General features: G+C 69.6%; 19 protein-coding genes and 1 tRNA gene. 8 read left to right on the top strand and 12 right to left on the bottom strand.

The annotated features are described in order from the left end of the window. Window positions 1-56 precede the first annotated feature (56 nt). The 7 genes from DJ69_RS15090 to mce all read right to left on the bottom strand — a co-directional run bounded on the left by DJ69_RS15090 (window position 57) and on the right by mce (window position 3,632). Complete coding sequence (locus tag DJ69_RS15090; protein ID WP_099256364.1) at window positions 57-809, bottom strand: proteasome assembly chaperone family protein; 753 nt, start codon at window positions 807-809, stop codon at window positions 57-59. Window positions 810-908: 99 nt separating this feature from the next. Continuing rightward, the gene (locus tag DJ69_RS15085) at window positions 909-1,091 is read right to left on the bottom strand and encodes an RNA-protein complex protein Nop10 (RefSeq protein WP_099256363.1); all 183 of its coding nucleotides are present in this window, start codon (window positions 1,089-1,091) and stop codon (window positions 909-911) included. 38 nt (window positions 1,092-1,129) lie between these two features. Beyond that, a complete protein-coding gene (locus DJ69_RS15080; RefSeq protein WP_099256362.1) occupies window positions 1,130-1,930 on the bottom strand; it encodes a translation initiation factor IF-2 subunit alpha in 801 nt (266 codons plus the stop codon). A gap of 18 nt (window positions 1,931-1,948) precedes the next feature. After that, a complete protein-coding gene (locus DJ69_RS15075) occupies window positions 1,949-2,122 on the bottom strand; it encodes a 30S ribosomal protein S27e (RefSeq protein ID WP_004050354.1) in 174 nt (57 codons plus the stop codon). 2 nt (window positions 2,123-2,124) lie between these two features. Then, window positions 2,125-2,406, bottom strand: coding sequence for a 50S ribosomal protein L44e (locus DJ69_RS15070; RefSeq protein WP_053771189.1), 282 nt, complete (start codon window positions 2,404-2,406; stop codon window positions 2,125-2,127). Window positions 2,407-2,488: 82 nt separating this feature from the next. Then, window positions 2,489-3,187 (bottom strand): cyclase family protein, encoded by a 699-nt coding sequence (locus tag DJ69_RS15065; protein WP_099256361.1) that lies wholly within the window; start codon window positions 3,185-3,187, stop codon window positions 2,489-2,491. Window positions 3,188-3,245: 58 nt separating this feature from the next. Next, entirely contained in the window at window positions 3,246-3,632 is a 387-nt protein-coding gene (gene mce, locus DJ69_RS15060) for a methylmalonyl-CoA epimerase (protein WP_099256360.1), read from the bottom strand. A gap of 101 nt (window positions 3,633-3,733) precedes the next feature. Between mce and DJ69_RS15055 the strand changes: the two genes are divergently transcribed. Together DJ69_RS15055 and DJ69_RS15050 are read left to right on the top strand one after the other, a co-directional pair. Next, window positions 3,734-4,537, top strand: a complete 804-nt coding sequence (locus DJ69_RS15055) for a formate/nitrite transporter family protein (protein WP_099256359.1) — start codon at window positions 3,734-3,736, stop codon at window positions 4,535-4,537. Window positions 4,538-4,603: 66 nt separating this feature from the next. Then, on the top strand, window positions 4,604-4,918 hold the full coding sequence (locus tag DJ69_RS15050) for a YbjQ family protein (RefSeq protein ID WP_099256358.1): 315 nt from the start codon (window positions 4,604-4,606) through the stop codon (window positions 4,916-4,918). A 48-nt stretch (window positions 4,919-4,966) separates the two neighbouring features. Here the strand turns inward: DJ69_RS15050 and DJ69_RS15045 are convergent, their stop codons facing one another. Beyond that, window positions 4,967-6,643, bottom strand: a complete 1,677-nt coding sequence (locus DJ69_RS15045; RefSeq protein WP_099256357.1) for an acyl-CoA mutase large subunit family protein — start codon at window positions 6,641-6,643, stop codon at window positions 4,967-4,969. 135 nt (window positions 6,644-6,778) lie between these two features. On the opposite strand from DJ69_RS15045, the gene DJ69_RS15040 reads away from it, so the two are divergent. Further along, window positions 6,779-7,444 carry an O-methyltransferase gene (locus tag DJ69_RS15040; protein WP_099256356.1) on the top strand — a complete coding sequence of 222 codons (666 nt, stop codon included), beginning with the start codon at window positions 6,779-6,781 and terminating at the stop codon, window positions 7,442-7,444. Between the two features lie 120 nt (window positions 7,445-7,564). Then, on the top strand, window positions 7,565-8,236 hold the full coding sequence (locus tag DJ69_RS15035) for a metallophosphoesterase family protein (RefSeq protein ID WP_099256355.1): 672 nt from the start codon (window positions 7,565-7,567) through the stop codon (window positions 8,234-8,236). Window positions 8,237-8,284: 48 nt separating this feature from the next. On the opposite strand, the gene DJ69_RS15030 is transcribed toward DJ69_RS15035, so the two are convergent. Then, complete coding sequence (locus DJ69_RS15030; protein WP_099256354.1) at window positions 8,285-8,602, bottom strand: hypothetical protein; 318 nt, start codon at window positions 8,600-8,602, stop codon at window positions 8,285-8,287. Between the two features lie 147 nt (window positions 8,603-8,749). Here DJ69_RS15030 and DJ69_RS15025 point away from each other — a divergent pair, with 147 nt between their 5' ends. Both DJ69_RS15025 and DJ69_RS15020 read left to right on the top strand, forming a co-directional pair. After that, window positions 8,750-9,826 carry an NAD(P)/FAD-dependent oxidoreductase gene (locus DJ69_RS15025; protein WP_099256353.1) on the top strand — a complete coding sequence of 359 codons (1,077 nt, stop codon included), beginning with the start codon at window positions 8,750-8,752 and terminating at the stop codon, window positions 9,824-9,826. Between the two features lie 104 nt (window positions 9,827-9,930). Then, window positions 9,931-10,701, top strand: coding sequence for an SDR family NAD(P)-dependent oxidoreductase (locus DJ69_RS15020; protein WP_099256352.1), 771 nt, complete (start codon window positions 9,931-9,933; stop codon window positions 10,699-10,701). Window positions 10,702-10,727: 26 nt separating this feature from the next. Here DJ69_RS15020 and DJ69_RS15015 read toward each other — a convergent pair whose 3' ends face one another. Together DJ69_RS15015 and DJ69_RS15010 are read right to left on the bottom strand one after the other, a co-directional pair. Next, a complete protein-coding gene (locus DJ69_RS15015; RefSeq protein WP_099256351.1) occupies window positions 10,728-11,240 on the bottom strand; it encodes a GrpB family protein in 513 nt (170 codons plus the stop codon). A 126-nt stretch (window positions 11,241-11,366) separates the two neighbouring features. Next, window positions 11,367-11,437: transfer RNA gene (locus DJ69_RS15010), tRNA-Gly, on the bottom strand. Window positions 11,438-11,674: 237 nt separating this feature from the next. Here DJ69_RS15010 and DJ69_RS15005 point away from each other — a divergent pair. Then, window positions 11,675-12,199, top strand: coding sequence for a DoxX family protein (locus DJ69_RS15005; protein ID WP_099256405.1), 525 nt, complete (start codon window positions 11,675-11,677; stop codon window positions 12,197-12,199). Between the two features lie 13 nt (window positions 12,200-12,212). Next, complete coding sequence (locus DJ69_RS15000; protein WP_099256350.1) at window positions 12,213-12,497, top strand: hypothetical protein; 285 nt, start codon at window positions 12,213-12,215, stop codon at window positions 12,495-12,497. Between the two features lie 37 nt (window positions 12,498-12,534). Here DJ69_RS15000 and DJ69_RS14995 read toward each other — a convergent pair whose 3' ends face one another. Continuing rightward, window positions 12,535-14,979 carry a methyl-accepting chemotaxis protein gene (locus DJ69_RS14995; protein WP_099256349.1) on the bottom strand — a complete coding sequence of 815 codons (2,445 nt, stop codon included), beginning with the start codon at window positions 14,977-14,979 and terminating at the stop codon, window positions 12,535-12,537. Between the last annotated feature and the right edge of the window lie 18 nt (window positions 14,980-14,997).

Below are 14,997 nucleotides of genomic sequence, written 5' to 3'. Positions count from 1 at the left end.
TCCGGTTTATCCCTGCCGGAAGCGGTGGCGAGTCGCCACTCTCGGGCGCGTCGTACTCAGCCGATGTACCGCAGGTCGTCGTCCGGCACCGCCGGGCCGTCCTGCATCTCTTGGATCTTACCCACGACTTCCTCCATCTCCTCGGCGCGATCCTCCAGGCTCTCGTAGTCGATGGGGAAGTCGAGGTGGTCCGCGAGCACCTCGAGCACCGCGCGGGCGCTCTTCGGGTCGACGAGGTAGCCGCTCGTCTCGCCCATCAGGCAGGCGGCGCCGAACCCGCGTCGGCCGCCGAGCCCGAGCACGAGCCCGGAGACGCCGACGATGCCGCCGGCTGGCTCGTCCGGTCGGAACTCGACGCCGACCGCCTCCAGCTCGTCGACGAGGCCGCCCTCGGAGACCGCGCCGAGCACGGTGTACTCCTCGACGAGCTCGCCGGTCGGCACGCCGCCGAGCGCGAACGCCCGAGTCGCGCCGAACTCCTCGGCGATGTCGAGGAACGTCGTGGTGAGCGTGTAGTGGCCCTTGTTCGAGCCGGCCTGGTGGTCGCCGGTCAACACGAGCAGGTCGGCGCCGTCGGTCTCGATCGCGTGGAACTCCGCGCAGGTCAGCTCCGCGACGCCGTCGCCGTCGACGTTCACCTGCGGGGGGAACTCGGTGGTGTACACGCGGCGCACGAGCTCCCCGTCGAACTCCTCTAACAGGTGTTCGGCCGCGAGCTTCCCCACGTGGCCGACGCCCGGCAGTCCCTCGATGAGCACCGGGTCGTCGAGCTCCGGCGTCGCGACCTCGTCGATCTCGATGTCGTCCATACCGGGGTACTCCGGGCGGGGCTCACAAGAGGGTGGCTATTCCGGTGCTGCGCGCGGCTCGGCGTCGCGACAGCGGCGTCGGCGCTGGCGGATGCCGCGCTACTCAGACGCCCGCCGCCGCGCCCGGCGTCGGTACTCGCCGTAGGGGTCTTCGGGGCTGAACGGCGCCGGGGCGCTGTTCTCGGTCGGACCGTCACACGCCGGGCAGCGCTCGCCGAGCGCGTACACCGGTCGGTCGTGGGCGGTCTCCCAGTTCGCGCAGACGCGGATGTCGGATTTCACGGGTTGAGAGGAGAGGTGAGAGGCGAAACCGCGGGCGACTACTCGTCGTCCTCGCGGCGCTCGCGGTGGAACTCGCCGTCGCCGCCGGCGGCCTCGATGGCCTCGCGGGCGCGGGCCGCGGCGGCCTCAAGCTGGTCCTCGGCCGTCTTGTAGTCGGGCGCGCGGACCTTGATCCGGTACTCGGGCGAGCCGACGTAGCCGACTTCGAGGTCGACGCCGTCCGGGATCTCGCCGTTCCCCTCGGCCGCTTCGAGGGCCGCCTTCACGTCGTCGACGCCGTCGGGGGCCGCGGACTCCAGATCGACGTAGCCGGTCACGTCGACGTACGGGACTGAGACGTTGTCGCGGGCCGCCGCGACGATGGCGTCGAGGGCGTCGTCGTCGATGTCGACGTCCTCGAGCGCCTCGTCGCCGCTGATCGCGGCCGCCTCGAAGGCGTCGTACAGCGAGTCGTACTCGGCGAGGAGCGCGTTGGCGACCGCGGTGTAGCGGTCGTCGTCGACGTCCTCGCCGAGCGCGATCAGCATCCAGTTGTCGGCCTTCTGCGAGTTCTTCCAGGCCTGTATCTTGTCCTTGCGCTGGTGTTCGTTGACGTCTTTGATCGAGAGGTCGATCTGGTTCGACGACTCGTCGACATCGAGCACCTTCGCGACGACCGTCTGTCCCTCGCGGACGTGGTCGCGGACGTTCTTGATCCAGCCGGAGGCGACCTCGCTGATGTGACAGAGGCCGCGCTTGTCCTCGTACTCGTCGAGGTCGACGAACACGCCGAAGTCGGCGATCTCGTCGACGTCGCCGACCACCAGCTCGCCGGGTTCGGGCCAGCCGCTGTACTTCATACGGGGGTGGTGAGGCGGTTACCGCGCCTCAACGGTTTCGACGATCTCGCCGTGGAGCTCGGCCTCCCCGCCGGTCGGGGTCGCGAGGGTCGTGCCGCAGACCGCACACGACACCGTCGAGGAGGCTTTGCCGAAGACGACCTGTTCGTTCTCGCAGTCGCCGCAGGCGACGCGGTGGAAGCTTCCTGCCATGCTTACTCCTGGAACGTGAGCCGGCCGGCGCGCCAGCCCTCACGCATGTGAGCCTTGCCGCAGTCGCCGCAGCGGTACTTCAGGTGGGTCTTCTTGGTCGGCTTGTCGCCACCGGGCACCTTCGAGTACCCGCCGGCGTTGCCGATTGTCGCGAGCGCGCGGCGTCGCTGGCGCGCGTCGCGCTTCATTCCGGTTGCCCGACCCGATCGAACCTTCTCCACTTCGTGCTCCTGGTGGGAGTCACAGTGTGGACAGTACGTGTTGAAACGACGTGGCATCTCCATGGATATCGACCTTGAATCGCGGTTCGTCGCCGACGCTTAAAACGGGTTTGGTCTGGTTCGCCACCGGCGGTGCGACCGGCTCTCACCCCTCCCACTCCGCGACCGCTCGCACCGGCGACCCGTCCCCGCCGCGGAGCCGGAGGGGAAAGGCGTACAGCCGGAACCGCGGCGGTAAGCCGTCGAGCCCGCGCAGGTTCTCGACGATCGGCAGCGAGTCGCCCAGGAGGGCGTCGTGGGCGGGCGTGCCGTCGGGCTCGTCCGTCCCCGCCGGTTCGGCTTCCCCCGTCCCCATCGATTCGCCCTGCCCCGTCGATCCGGTCGGGGTCGGGTCCGGGCCGAACGCGTCCAGGCCGACGCCGACGCCCAGTTCGCGACACCGCTCCGCGGCCGCCGCCGTCAGGTACGGGTGGTCGCGGTACCGGTCGGTGCCCCAGCGGGTCGCCCAGCCGGTCCGGAGGACGAGGAGGTCCACCTCGGCGTCGAGGCGGCTCGGCTCGGGCAGCGCCCCGGGTGCGATCGGCTCCCGCGGCTGCAGCGGGCGGCAGTCAACGAGCCAGGCGTCGAAGGCGAAGGATCCGACGCCGACCTCGTCGAGCGTCTCGCCGTCCGGGAGCGTGTGGCGCGGCGCGTCCACGTGGGTCCCTGCGTGCGTCCCGGCGCGGAGCTCGCCCGTCGCGTAGCCGTCGGCCTCGTGGGTCGCGTCGGGCGCGAGCGTCACGTCCGGATCGCCCGGGTACGTCGGCATCCCCGTCTCGATCGGTCGCGAGAGGTCGCGGAACACGCCCGGCGGTCCGCCCGCCGCGCGGTTAAATCAGTCGCCGGCGCCTGACGCCGCCCCCTCAGTGCTCGACGAACTCCACGAGCACCCCGCCCGTCGATCGGGGGTGGAGAAACGCCACCTCGTGGCCCCACGCGCCGGGGCGCGGCGTCTCGTCGATGATGTCGACGCCGAGGTCGCGGGCGCGGTCCAGCGCCTCCACGATGTCGTCGGTGGCGAGCGCGACGTGGTGGATCCCCGGCCCCTCCCGGTCGAGGTAGTCGGCGATCGCGCCGCCCGCGGTCGGCTCGAGCAGCTCGAAGTAGCCGCCGTCGTCGAGCTCGAGGAAGGCGACATCCATCCCGTCGAACGTCTCTTCGTGGGCGATCGGCGCCTGGAGCAGGCCGTCGAACAGCTCGGCGAGGTCGGCGGCATCGCGCGTCGCGACGCCGACGTGGTCGAAGTGCATATCCCTCGGATCGAGCCCCGCCGACTTATATGGCCCGAGGGGGACGCCTGCTCCCCGCCGGTATCCAAAGATTTGGGTGCGATCCGACCGCAACTGCACCAGTGAGCGACTCACAGACCGACGGCGCGACAGAGCAGATGACATCGCGGAACATCCTCGGATCGCTGCTCGAGAGCGCGCTCCACGAGATGAACCGGGAGCGGTACGGGCTCCTGCTTTCGGGCCTGTCGGCGGGGCTCGACATCGGGTTCGGCCCGCTGATGATGGCGGTGGTGTTGACGCTCTCTCCGGGGACCTTCGGTGACCTCACGACCGAACTCCTGTTAGCGAGCGTCTACTCCATCGGGTTCATGTTCGTAATATTGGGTCGCTCCGAGCTGTTCACCGAGCACACGACGCTGGCCGTGATCCCGGTGCTCGACCGGCAGGCGTCGCTCGGCCAACTGGGGCGGCTCTGGGGGCTCGTGTACGCCGGTAACATCGTCGGCGGGCTGCTGTTCACCCTGCTCGTGACCCTGTTGATGCCGGAGCTCGGCGTCGTCGACCCCCAGTCGTTCGAGACCATCGCCCTGAAGCTCGTCGACCACGACCTCCCGTGGCTGTTCGTCGGCGGCGTCTTCGCCGGGTGGCTGATGGGGCTCCTGGCGTGGCTCGTGGCGGCGGCGCGGGACACGACCTCTCGGATCCTCCTCGTGTTGATCGTCACCGGCACGATCGGGCTCCTCCACCTCCCGCACTCGATCGCGGGCAACGTCGAGGTGCTGTTCGGGCTCATCGTCTCGGACGCCATCTCGCTGTCCGACTACGCCGGGTTCCTCGTGCTGGCGACGATCGGCAACGCCTTCGGCGGCGCGGTGTTCGTCGCGCTGCTGAAGTACGGTCACGTCGTCCGCGGCGCGGACTGAAGGTCTGCGCCGCGGCGGGTTGATCCCGGTCGACATTTAACTGCTCACCCGCCGAACGGTGCCGATATGGAGCTCTCCAACACCGAGTCGATCGCCGGGAAGGAAGTGACCGAGACGCTCGGGCTCGTCCGCGGGAACACGGTCCGCGCCCGCAACGTCGGCCGCGACATCACCCAGGGCCTCCGCAACCTCGCGGGCGGCGAGCTGAAGGGATACACCGAACTGATGACCGACGCCCGCGATCAGGCGCAGGACCGCATGATCGAGGAGGCGGAGTCGCTCGGTGCCGACGGCGTGATCAACGTCCGGTTCACCACCTCTTCGATCGCTGACAGCGGCGCGAAGATCCTCGCGTACGGGACCGCGGTGCGGCTGCGGTAGATCGGTTCGGCTGCGGTAGATCGGTGCGGCCGCGATAGATCGGCCGCCCTACCGCCCCGGCTTGTACTCCCCGAACTCGTCGCGGAGCACGTCCGAGACCTCCTGAACCGTCGCGTACGCCTTCACCGCGTCGACGATGTGCGGCATCACGTTCTCGGAGCCCTGCGCGGCCTCGCGGAGCGACGTGAGCGCGTCGTCGACGGCGTCGCTGTCGCGCTCGGCTTTGACCTCCTCCAGGCGCTCCCGCTGGTTCTGCTCCTGCTCCGGGTCGACCTCTTCGAGGTCCATCTCCGGCTCCTCGTCCACCTCGAACTCGTTGACGCCGACGATGACGCGCTCGCCGTCCTCGATCTCCTGCTGGCGCTCGAAGGCGACGTCTTGGATCTGTCGCTGGACCCACTGGCTCTTGACGGCCTCCAGCATCCCCCCGCGTCGGTCGACCTCCTCCAGAATCTCGAAGGCGTCCTCCTCGATCCCGTCCGTGAGGTTCTCGACGTAGTACGACCCCGCGAGCGGGTCGATCGTGTCGGCGGCGCCCGACTCGTGCGCGAGGATCTGCTGGGTGCGGAGCGCGGTGCGGACGGACTTCTCGGTCGGGAGCGCCAGCGCCTCGTCTTTGCCGTTCGTGTGGAGGCTCTGGGTGCCGCCGAGCACCGCCGCGAGCGCCTGGTACGCCACCCGGACGACGTTGTTCTCGATCTGCTGGGCGGTGAGCGTGGAGCCGCCGGTCTGGGTGTGGAACTTGAGCTGTTTCGATTTCGGGTTCTGCGCGTCGAACCGCTCCTCCATGATCGTGGCCCACATCCGGCGGGCGGCGCGGAACTTCGCGGCCTCCTCGAAGATGTTGTTGTGGGCGTTGAAGAAGAAGGAGAGCTGCGGCGCGAACTCGTCGACGTCGAGTCCGGCGTCGATCGCGGCCTGGACGTACTGGATCCCGTTTCCGAGGGTGAACGCGACCTCTTGGGCGGCGGTCGAGCCGGCCTCCCGGATGTGGTATCCCGAGATGGAGATGGTGTTGAAGCTGGGGGTCTCGGCGGCGCAGAACTCGAAGATGTCCGTGATGAGCCGCATCGAGGGCTCTGGCGGGTAGATGTAGAGGTTCCGCGCGATGTATTCCTTCATGATGTCGTTCTGGATCGTCCCGCGGAGCTGCGCTCTGGGGACGCCCTGCTTGTCGCCCATCGCGACGTACATCGCGAGGAGGACGGCGGCGGGGGCGTTGATCGTCATCGACGTGGACACCTCGTCGAGGGGGATCCCGTCGAAGACGGTCTCGAAGTCGTCGAGGGTGTCGATGGCGACGCCCGAGCGCCCCACCTCCCCCTCGGCCATCGCGGCGTCGGAGTCGTACCCCATCTGGGTCGGGAGGTCGAACGCCATCGAGAGCCCGGACGAGCCCTGATCGATGAGGTAGTTGAACCGCTCGTTGGTCTCCGCGGCGGTGCCCATCCCCGCGTACTGGCGCATCGTCCAGAGCCGCCCGCGGTGCATCGTCGAGTAGACGCCGCGGGTGTACGGCTCCTCGCCCGGGTTCCCCAGATCCCCGCGGTAGTCGTGGTCGGCGATATCGGCGGGCGTGTACAGCGGGTCGACCTCTTGTCCGCCTGTGTCGGTGGTGAACGACTCCTTCCGCTCCCCGAATCGGTCGACCGTCTCGCCGTAGGTCCCCGACTCCCACGACTCCTTGGCCTCCCGGATCGCGTCCAGTTCCTCAGGATCGTACATTAGTAACTGGGTCGCGCGAGCGGGACTTAACACTTTTCGGCGGCGGCGTCCGCGACGACGGTCTCCCCGCCTTCCCGAACGCCTCGGGCGCCCGCCGACGGGCGGTTTCAAGTGACGTGCGGTCGAACGCGAGCCATGGACATCCTCTCCGACTCGGCCGAGCGCTTCCTCGCCGCGACGGCGCCCGAGCACACCGCGACGCAGGCGGAGATGGCCGCCCTCGCCGACGACTGGGGGTTCCCCATCATCGGGCCGGAAGCGGGGTCGGTCCTCCGGCTGATCGCTCGCCTGACCGGCGCCGAGCGCGTCTTCGAGTTCGGCTCCGGCTTCGGCTACTCCGCGACGTGGTTCCTGCGCGGCGGCGCCGACGCCGTGATCTGCACCGAGTTCGACGAGGAGGAGGCGAAACGGGGGGTCAAGTTCGCCGCCGACGGGGGGTACGCCGACAGCGTCACCTTCGAGGTGGGCGACGCGATGGAGACGATCGAGCGCTACGACGGCCCCTTCGATATCGTCCTCATCGACCACCAGAAGGGCCGGTACGCCGAGGCCTACCGCACGGTCCTCCCGAAGGTCCGGACGGGCGGCGTGATCGTCGCCGACAACATCACCAGAGGCCCGATCGACTTCGGGGACCTCGTCGCGCACTTCGAGGACGGCGCGCCGCTCCCCGACCCCGAGGTCGACGGCGAGACGCGGGGGATCGGCGAGTACGTCGGGACGGTGCGCTCCGACGACGCCGTCGAGACCGCGATCCTCCCCGTCGGCTCCGGCATCGCGGTGTCGACGAAGGTAGCGTAGGCGCCCGTCGTCGGGGGCGGGTCGGCGGAGGCGGGTCAGAGATGGACCGTCGGCGGCGTTCACTCCCGGCGCCACGCCCGGACCGAACCTATTCGGGCGTCGCTCCCGAACCGCCACCTGATGAAAGTGGGCCTCATCTCGGACGTACACGCGAACCTCCCCGCGCTCGAAGCCGTCCTCGACGACATGCCGACGGTCGACCGGATCCTCTGCGCCGGGGACGTGATCGGGTACAACCCGTGGCCGGCCGAGTGCGTCGAGCGCGTGCGCGAGGTCGCCGCGAAAACGGTCCGTGGCAACCACGACCGCACCGTCGGGACGCCCGAGCGCTACCGGGCCAACCGGATGGCCGAGGCCGGCCTCGAACACGCGAAGGCGTCGCTCTCGGACGACCAGCGCGCGTGGCTCGACGGCCTCCCGCGCGCTGAGACGTTCGCCGGCGACCGGTATCTCCTCGTCCACTCGCACCCCGCGGCAGAGCGCGAGGACGCCTACGTCTACCCGAACGAGTTCCCCGACCTCGACCGCCACATGGGCGATCGCGACGGGATCGTGCTCGGCCACACCCACGTCCAGGGGAAGCGCTCGGTCGCGGGCGGCGTCGTCGTCAACCCCGGCAGCGTCGGGCAGCCCCGCGACGGCGACCCGGAGGCGGGGTACGCGGTGCTCGACACGCAGGCCGACGAGGTCGACCTGCGGCGCGTCGCCTACGACCTCGATCGCGTCAGCGAGGCGGTCGCCGACGCCGGCCTCCCCGAACGAACCGCCGATCGGCTGTATTCGGGAGAGTGAGGAACCGCGGGGTCGCCGGGGAGCGAGTGCGTCACGGCCAGACGCCTGTCACCCCCAGACGCCCGTCACGAGGAGGAGGTTCCGCATCGCGGTCGCGAGCGAGAGGGCGCCGACGCCGGCGCACATCAGCGTCGCGACGAGCCGGCGGGTCCCCCCCGCGACGGCGACGGGGATCCCGATGAGGACCATCCCGGCGGCCTTGGTGAACAGCATGCCGGGGACGAGCCCGAACGTCGCGATGAGCGCCGCGCCGACCGGCGACCCCTCGACGTACTGTCCGCCCGAGACGGCGACGTAGGTCGAGGCGATATCGGCGCCGGCGCCGACGAGGAGGAGTGCGACGGCGGCGGCGAGTCGCGATGGCACTGCCCCATCGAACGCGACGGATCGACATAAACCTCCGGAGGTGTGAACTTCGGCGACGCCGATCGGACGGAGACCGGCTACCGGGCTGGCCGCGCCGCGCGCACAGCACGACTTGATTTAAACCGCCGCGTCGCGTACGATCCGGCAATGAGTTCGTCCGACGACGAGTACGAAGTCGCGGTCGTAGGCGGCGGTCCGGCCGGCCTGACGACCGCGTTGTACGGCGCCCGACTGGGACACGAAACGGTGCTGATCGACCGCGGTGGCGGACGCGCGGCGATGATGGCGGACACGCACAACGTGATCGGCATCACCGAGGATGTCTCCGGCAACGAGTTCCTCGCCACCGGCCGCGAGCAGGTGCAGTCGTACGGCGGCGCCTTCGTACGTGGCTTCGTCAGCGACGTCGAGCGCACCGACGACGACCGGTTCCGACTGACGACGAACGACGCCGAGCTTCTCGCCGACCGCGTCGTCCTCGCGACCGGCTTCTCCGACGAGCGCCCGGACCCCCCGCTCCCGCGGACGGGCAAGGGGCTCCACTACTGTCTCCACTGCGACGCCTACATGTTCGTCGACGAGCCGGTGTACGTGATGGGTCACGGCGAGGCCGCCGCCCACGTCGCGATGATTATGCTCAACATGACCGACGACGTGGACCTGTTGACCCGCGGCGCGGAGCCGACGTGGAGCGACGAGACCGCCGCGCGGCTGGAGGCCCACCCCGTCGAGGTCGTCCACGAGGACGTGACGGGCGTCGAGAACGACCCCGACTCGGGCTGGCTCGAAGCGCTGGAGTTCGCCGACGGCACCCGCCGCGAGTACCGGGGCGGCTTCCCGATGTACGGCTCCAACTACAACACCGCGCTCGCTGAGGGGCTCGGCTGCGACCTGACCGACAGCGGCGAGGTGGACGTCGATGACCACGGCCGCACCAGCGAGGACGGCGTGTTCGCGGTCGGCGACGTCACCCCCGGCCACAATCAGGTGCCCGTCGCGATGGGGCAGGGCGCGAAGGCCGGGCTCGCCATCCACAAGGAGATCCGCGAGTTCCCGCGCTCGCAGGAGGCGATCGAGTCGGACGGGCCGGTCGACGCCGACGAGGTGCCCGCGATCTCGCCGTCGCTCATGGCGACTGCGCTCGCTCACGAGGGACACGCGGGCGGACCGCGCGCGGCGGGCGCCGAGCCGGACGCGGAAACGCGGGCGGCCGACGACGACTGAGCCGACCCGACTGCGCATCTCCGGTAGCCTCCGAAACGGGGCGGTAGCTCGACTGTGCAGCCGCGATACCGACCCTTTTTGATCCGCTGTCTCCGACGAGTCGTATGGGAACTCTCGACGCGGACTTCGCCGGTGAGACGGTCGTGGTCACGGGCGGATCGAGCGGTATCGGCCGCGCGGTTGCGAACGGGTTCGGCGACGCGGGAGCGACCGTGATCAACGCCGACGTGAGGGCGGCGCCGAAAGACGTCGACGCCGAGACGCCCACGCACGAGGCGATCGAAAGCCGCGGCGGCACCGCAGCGTTCGTCGAGACCGACGTCTCCGACCCGGACCAGATCGAATCGGTGATCGAGGCGGCCCGCGAGTTCGGCGGGATCGACGTGATGGTGAACAACGCGGGCGTCCACCGCAGCGCCGAGTTCCTCGACGTTACTCCCGAGGAGTTCGACTCGGTTCACGGCGTCAACCTCAGGGGCGCGTTCTTCGGCACCCAACTGGCCGCCAAGGACATGATCGACCGCGGCGTCGAGGGATCGATCGTGAACACGTCGTCGACGACGGCCGAGCGCGCCGAGTGGGACCACTCCCACTACGCGGCGACGAAGGGCGGCGTACAGATGCTCACCCGAAGCGCCGCCCTCGAACTCGACGGGCACGGGATCAGGGTGAACGCGGTCGCTCCGGGACCGATCGCCACCGAGATCCGAGAGGGGTGGGCCGAGGAGGCGGACGCGATCGACGGCTCCGACGGCCTCCCGTCCCGGGCCGGGACTCCTGCTGACCTGCGCGACGCGTACCTCTACCTCGCCTCCGAGGGGGCGAACTACGTGACCGGCGAGACGGTGTGGGTCGACGGCGGCGCGAGCCTGTAGGTCTCGACCGCGGGCCGACCGACGCGTCACTCCCGTCGGTCGAGAACGTCCCGAACGAACGCACCCTTCTCGGCAGTGTACCGGTCCCGGCTCTCGGGATACCGCGCCGCGAGCCGCCGCTTCAACGAGGCGTACCGCTCGGCGAGCTCCGGGTCGGTTCGAAGCGCGTCCCTGAACGCGGTCGTCTCGTCGTGGAACGCGCTCCCGACTTCGGCGACCGACAGGTAGCACGTGCGGTTCTCCGGCGGCCCCTTCGCGAGGAACACCCGTCCCTCCACCTCGTCGGGGCGGCGCTCGTAGCCACGCGTCTCGAGCGGTGGGACGAGGTCGCTCGCGGGGGTCGACTCGTCGACCAAGGCGAGCACGTCGAGGATCGGCTTGGCAGGCATCCCCTCGACTGCGGTGCTACCGACGTGTTCGAAGCGCTCGACTCGGCCGCCGACGGCATCCGTCAGCCGGGCGACTTCCGCGTCGTACGCGTCGCTCCACGACTCTTGGTGAGGCTCCAACGCGACGGTGCCGCGGGGCAGCCCGAGCATGTTCGGAACTCTGGCTCGAGGTACAAACTTGTTTAAATATTCCTCTCACTTCGTTCGAGAAATGCGCCGGCCGGGACCCTCGCGAGCTTGCGAGCGAGGGTACGGGCGGCGCACGACCGAAGGGAGTGCGCCGGCCGGGATTTGAACCCGGGCCATGAGCTTGGAAGGCTCAGGTCCTACCACTAGACCACCGGCGCGCGTGGGTGCGTCCGTCGCTGAACGCGTCTACACGTAGGCCGAACAGTTCTGATAAACGTTCCGTGTTCTCGACGACGGCGGGAGCGCGGCGACGCCAACGAACGGTACCACCACTACTTAAAAAGCCACAGTATAACGGGCCGTTCCCGCGAAATTAGAACCATTTTCAGGCATTTAGAAGCGTTCTGGGTACATATGTGTGCACTCGTCCAACGTACATCTGTGAGGTGACGACGATGTCATACCAATCAAGCAACCCACTGGTCGGTGAGGTCGAGTTCGCACTGGACGGCCCATGGGCGACGTACTGGATCGCGTTCCTACGCGTCGTCACCGGATGGTGGTTCTTCCACTCCGGGATCACGAAGGTGATCGAGAGCGGGTTCTCGTACACCTACGGGACGACGTACATGCAGGGCATGTCGGAGACGGCCCTCGGCGGGATCCCGGTCTGGATGGGCCACAACCTCGGATGGCTCATCGAGCCGGGCGTCCCGCTGTTCGAGACGCTGATCGGGCTGGCGCTGATCGCGGGCGCGTTCACTCGGCTCGCCGCCTTTGGCGGGGTCATCTTCATGACCCTGTTCTGGGTCGGCAACGCCGAGTTCGGACACGGGCTCGTCAACAGCGACCTCATGGGACTGCTGTTGTTCATGACGGTGATCGTGTTCGCGGCCGGCCGGCACTACGGCCTCGACGCGCTCATCGAGAAGCTCGACGTGGTCGAACAGCACCCGAAACTCCGCTACCTGCTCGGTTAAGAGGTGACATCCAATGACAGACATCATCGACAAAGCGGCGATGGCGCTGAGCGCGGGACTGATGCTGCTCGGGATCGTCGGCATGGGGCTCCTGGAGATCCTCGTCGGCGCCCCGTACAGCCCGGTCCCGCTCACGAACGAGGCGGGCGACGTGATCGCGACCCCGCTGTTCTCGCCGCAGCTCCGGACCGGGGTCGTGCTGGCCGGCATCGCGGTGCTCGGGGTGTACGCGGTGTACAAGATCGTGACGCCGCTCGCTGACAGCACCCGGACCGGCCACGAGACAGTCGCCGACTGAGGCGATCGCGATTCGACCGCCGCGGGAGGCGGTGCGGCTACCTTTCTGCGTTCCCGTCGGACGCTCCGTCGAGCGTCGCGTCCGCCGTGCTATCGACGCCACCGTCGGCGCTCACCGACGAGCCGGCGTCGCCCGTCTCCTCCGTGCCGAACGTGAACGCGGTGTCCTCAGATCCGGACTCCGGGTCCGGTTCGGGCTCCGCTCCGGAGCCGCCGTCGTCTGTGGCGCCTCCGGGCTCCGCCCCCTCGCCGCCGACCTCGAAGGCGTCGGTCATGCGGCGGAGGTCGTGCGCCCGCTCCGTCAGGTCGTGCGCCTGCTCGGAGACCTCTCCGAGCGTCGTGGCCTGCTCCTCCGCGGTCGACGCGACGGTCGCCGCCTCGGCAGTCGTCTGCTGGCTCACGCCGGCCAGGTCGTCCACGGCGCCGGTGACCTCGCTGACCGACGAGGCCTGCGCGTCCATCGCGCCGGAGATCTCCTGAACCCCGTCGTCCGCCTCGCTCACGCGCTCGGCGACCGCCTCGAGTGCGTCCTCGGCCTCCTCGACGGTGTCGACCCCGTCGCCGACTCCCTCGCGGATCGCGGCCATCTCGGCGACGCTCTCGTCGGTGCGCTCGCGGAGCCCCGCGATCAGCGTCTCGACCTCGGCGGCCGATTCCTGCGTCTCCTCCGCGAGCGACTTCACCTCCTCGGCGACGACCGCGAAGCCGGAGCCGGCCTCGCCCGCGCGGGCGGCCTCGATGGAGGCGTTGAGCGCGAGCAGGTTCGTCTGGTCGGCGATCTCCGAGATCGTCTCGACGATCTCGTCGACCTCCTCCATCTCGGCCTCCAGCCGCTCGACGGTCTCCGCGGCCGACTCCGACCGCTCTTCGATCGCGTGGAGCTCGTCGACCGCGTCGCCGGTCGCCTCGCGGCCCCGCTCGGTGAGGTCGCTCGCCTGCCGTGAGGTGGTCGCCACCTGCTCGGCCGAGGCGGCCACCTCCTCCACGGTCGCGGACATGTCCTCCATCTCGCCGGCGACGTCGGCGAGCTGACGGCTCTGCCGCTCCGCCCCCGCCGAGATCTCGTCGACCGCGTCGCTCGTCTCGCGACCGGCCGCGGCGACCTCGTCGGTGCCGTCCGTCACCGCCTCGCTCTTCTCGGCCACCGCGTCCGCGAACGCGTCCACCTCGGCGATCGTCGCCTCCAGCGCGTCCATCGCGCCGTTGAACCCGTCGGCGATCTCGTGGAGCGCCTCCGGGTCGTCGGGCTCGGTGGCGATCCGGGCCGTGAGGTCGCCGTCCGCGCACTCTTCCATCGTCGCCCCGAAGGCGGCGGCGCGTTCCTCGAGCGTCCGCGCGAACGCCTCGCTCTCCGCCTTCGCGGCCTCCGCGCGCTCCCGTTGGGTCTCCGCCGACTCGATCTCCTCGCGCAGCGAGTCGCGCATCGTCGAGAACGAGCCGTAGAGGTCGCCGAACTCGTCCTGCCGGCTCGACCGGAGGTCCACGTCGAGGTTGCCGGCCTCCAGCTCGCGCGCCCGGTTGCCGAGGCGCTTCAGCTCGACGACGGTCCCCCGGCCGAGCGTCGCGCCGAGCAGCCCGAGCCCGACGACAGCGACCCCGACGATCAGGAGGAGATTCCGGCCGATCATCCCGGAGAGCGCGTACGCCTCCGAGAGGGGGACGTGGACCGCGACCACCCAGTCCTCCGTCGGCACGGGGGCGTACGCGACGAAGCACTCGGCCCCGTCGGCGAAGCCGAACGTCGCGGATGCGATGTGGCCCACCGGACGCTCCCCGGCGAAGAGGGCGCTCCGGACGCCGCCGTTGTACCGCTCCCCGGCGACGCCCTCGCGGTCACTGGCGGCGATCGTCCCGTCGGCCTGCACGAGCGTCGTGAACGCGCCGTCGGTCGGCTGCCGGAGGTCCGCGACGACCGGCGCGAGGTCGACTTCCACGACGAGGTAGTCGCGCATCGGCGTCAGTGCGACGTACGCGACCCGCTGTCTCCCGTCGACCTCGTAGGTGGGCGTGGTGTACACCTGATCGCCGTACAGCAGGTTGTCGTCGAACCACTCCTGGCCGGTGACCGCGGCGCCGGCGTCGGGGTCGTCTCGGCTCGACGCGAGCACGGTTCCCTCCTTGCGGTCGACGTGGTGCAGCGCGAGCACCTCCTCGGTCGTCCGCGATTCGTGCGAGCTGAGGTAGCGGCTCGTCACCTCCGGATCGTTGGAGAACGCCGCGTTGTCCGCGACGTCCCGCGCCGTCGATCGGCGGGCGCTCGACCAGCCGTCGAGCTCGATGCCGCTCAGCTCGGCGACGGCGGTGTAATCCGCCTGTGCGTTGGCTTCGAGCTGCTCGGTGGTCTCCGCGTAGGTGACCGCGCCCACCCCGCCGATGGCGGCGACGACCACCAACACGACGACCGCGAACTTCGCGAGATAGCTGCGAGCGATCACGTCAGGACTGATCCGGCGGAGGAAGCGATCCAAACGGGTAGAACTCATTACATCGACGCGGTCGTC

It is taken from the genome of Halorubrum persicum, assembly GCF_002727125.1.
GTDB classification, from domain to species: domain Archaea; phylum Halobacteriota; class Halobacteria; order Halobacteriales; family Haloferacaceae; genus Halorubrum; species Halorubrum persicum.
Note: the sequence above shows the minus strand (reverse complement) of the source record. Positions and strands in the feature narration are given on the sequence as shown.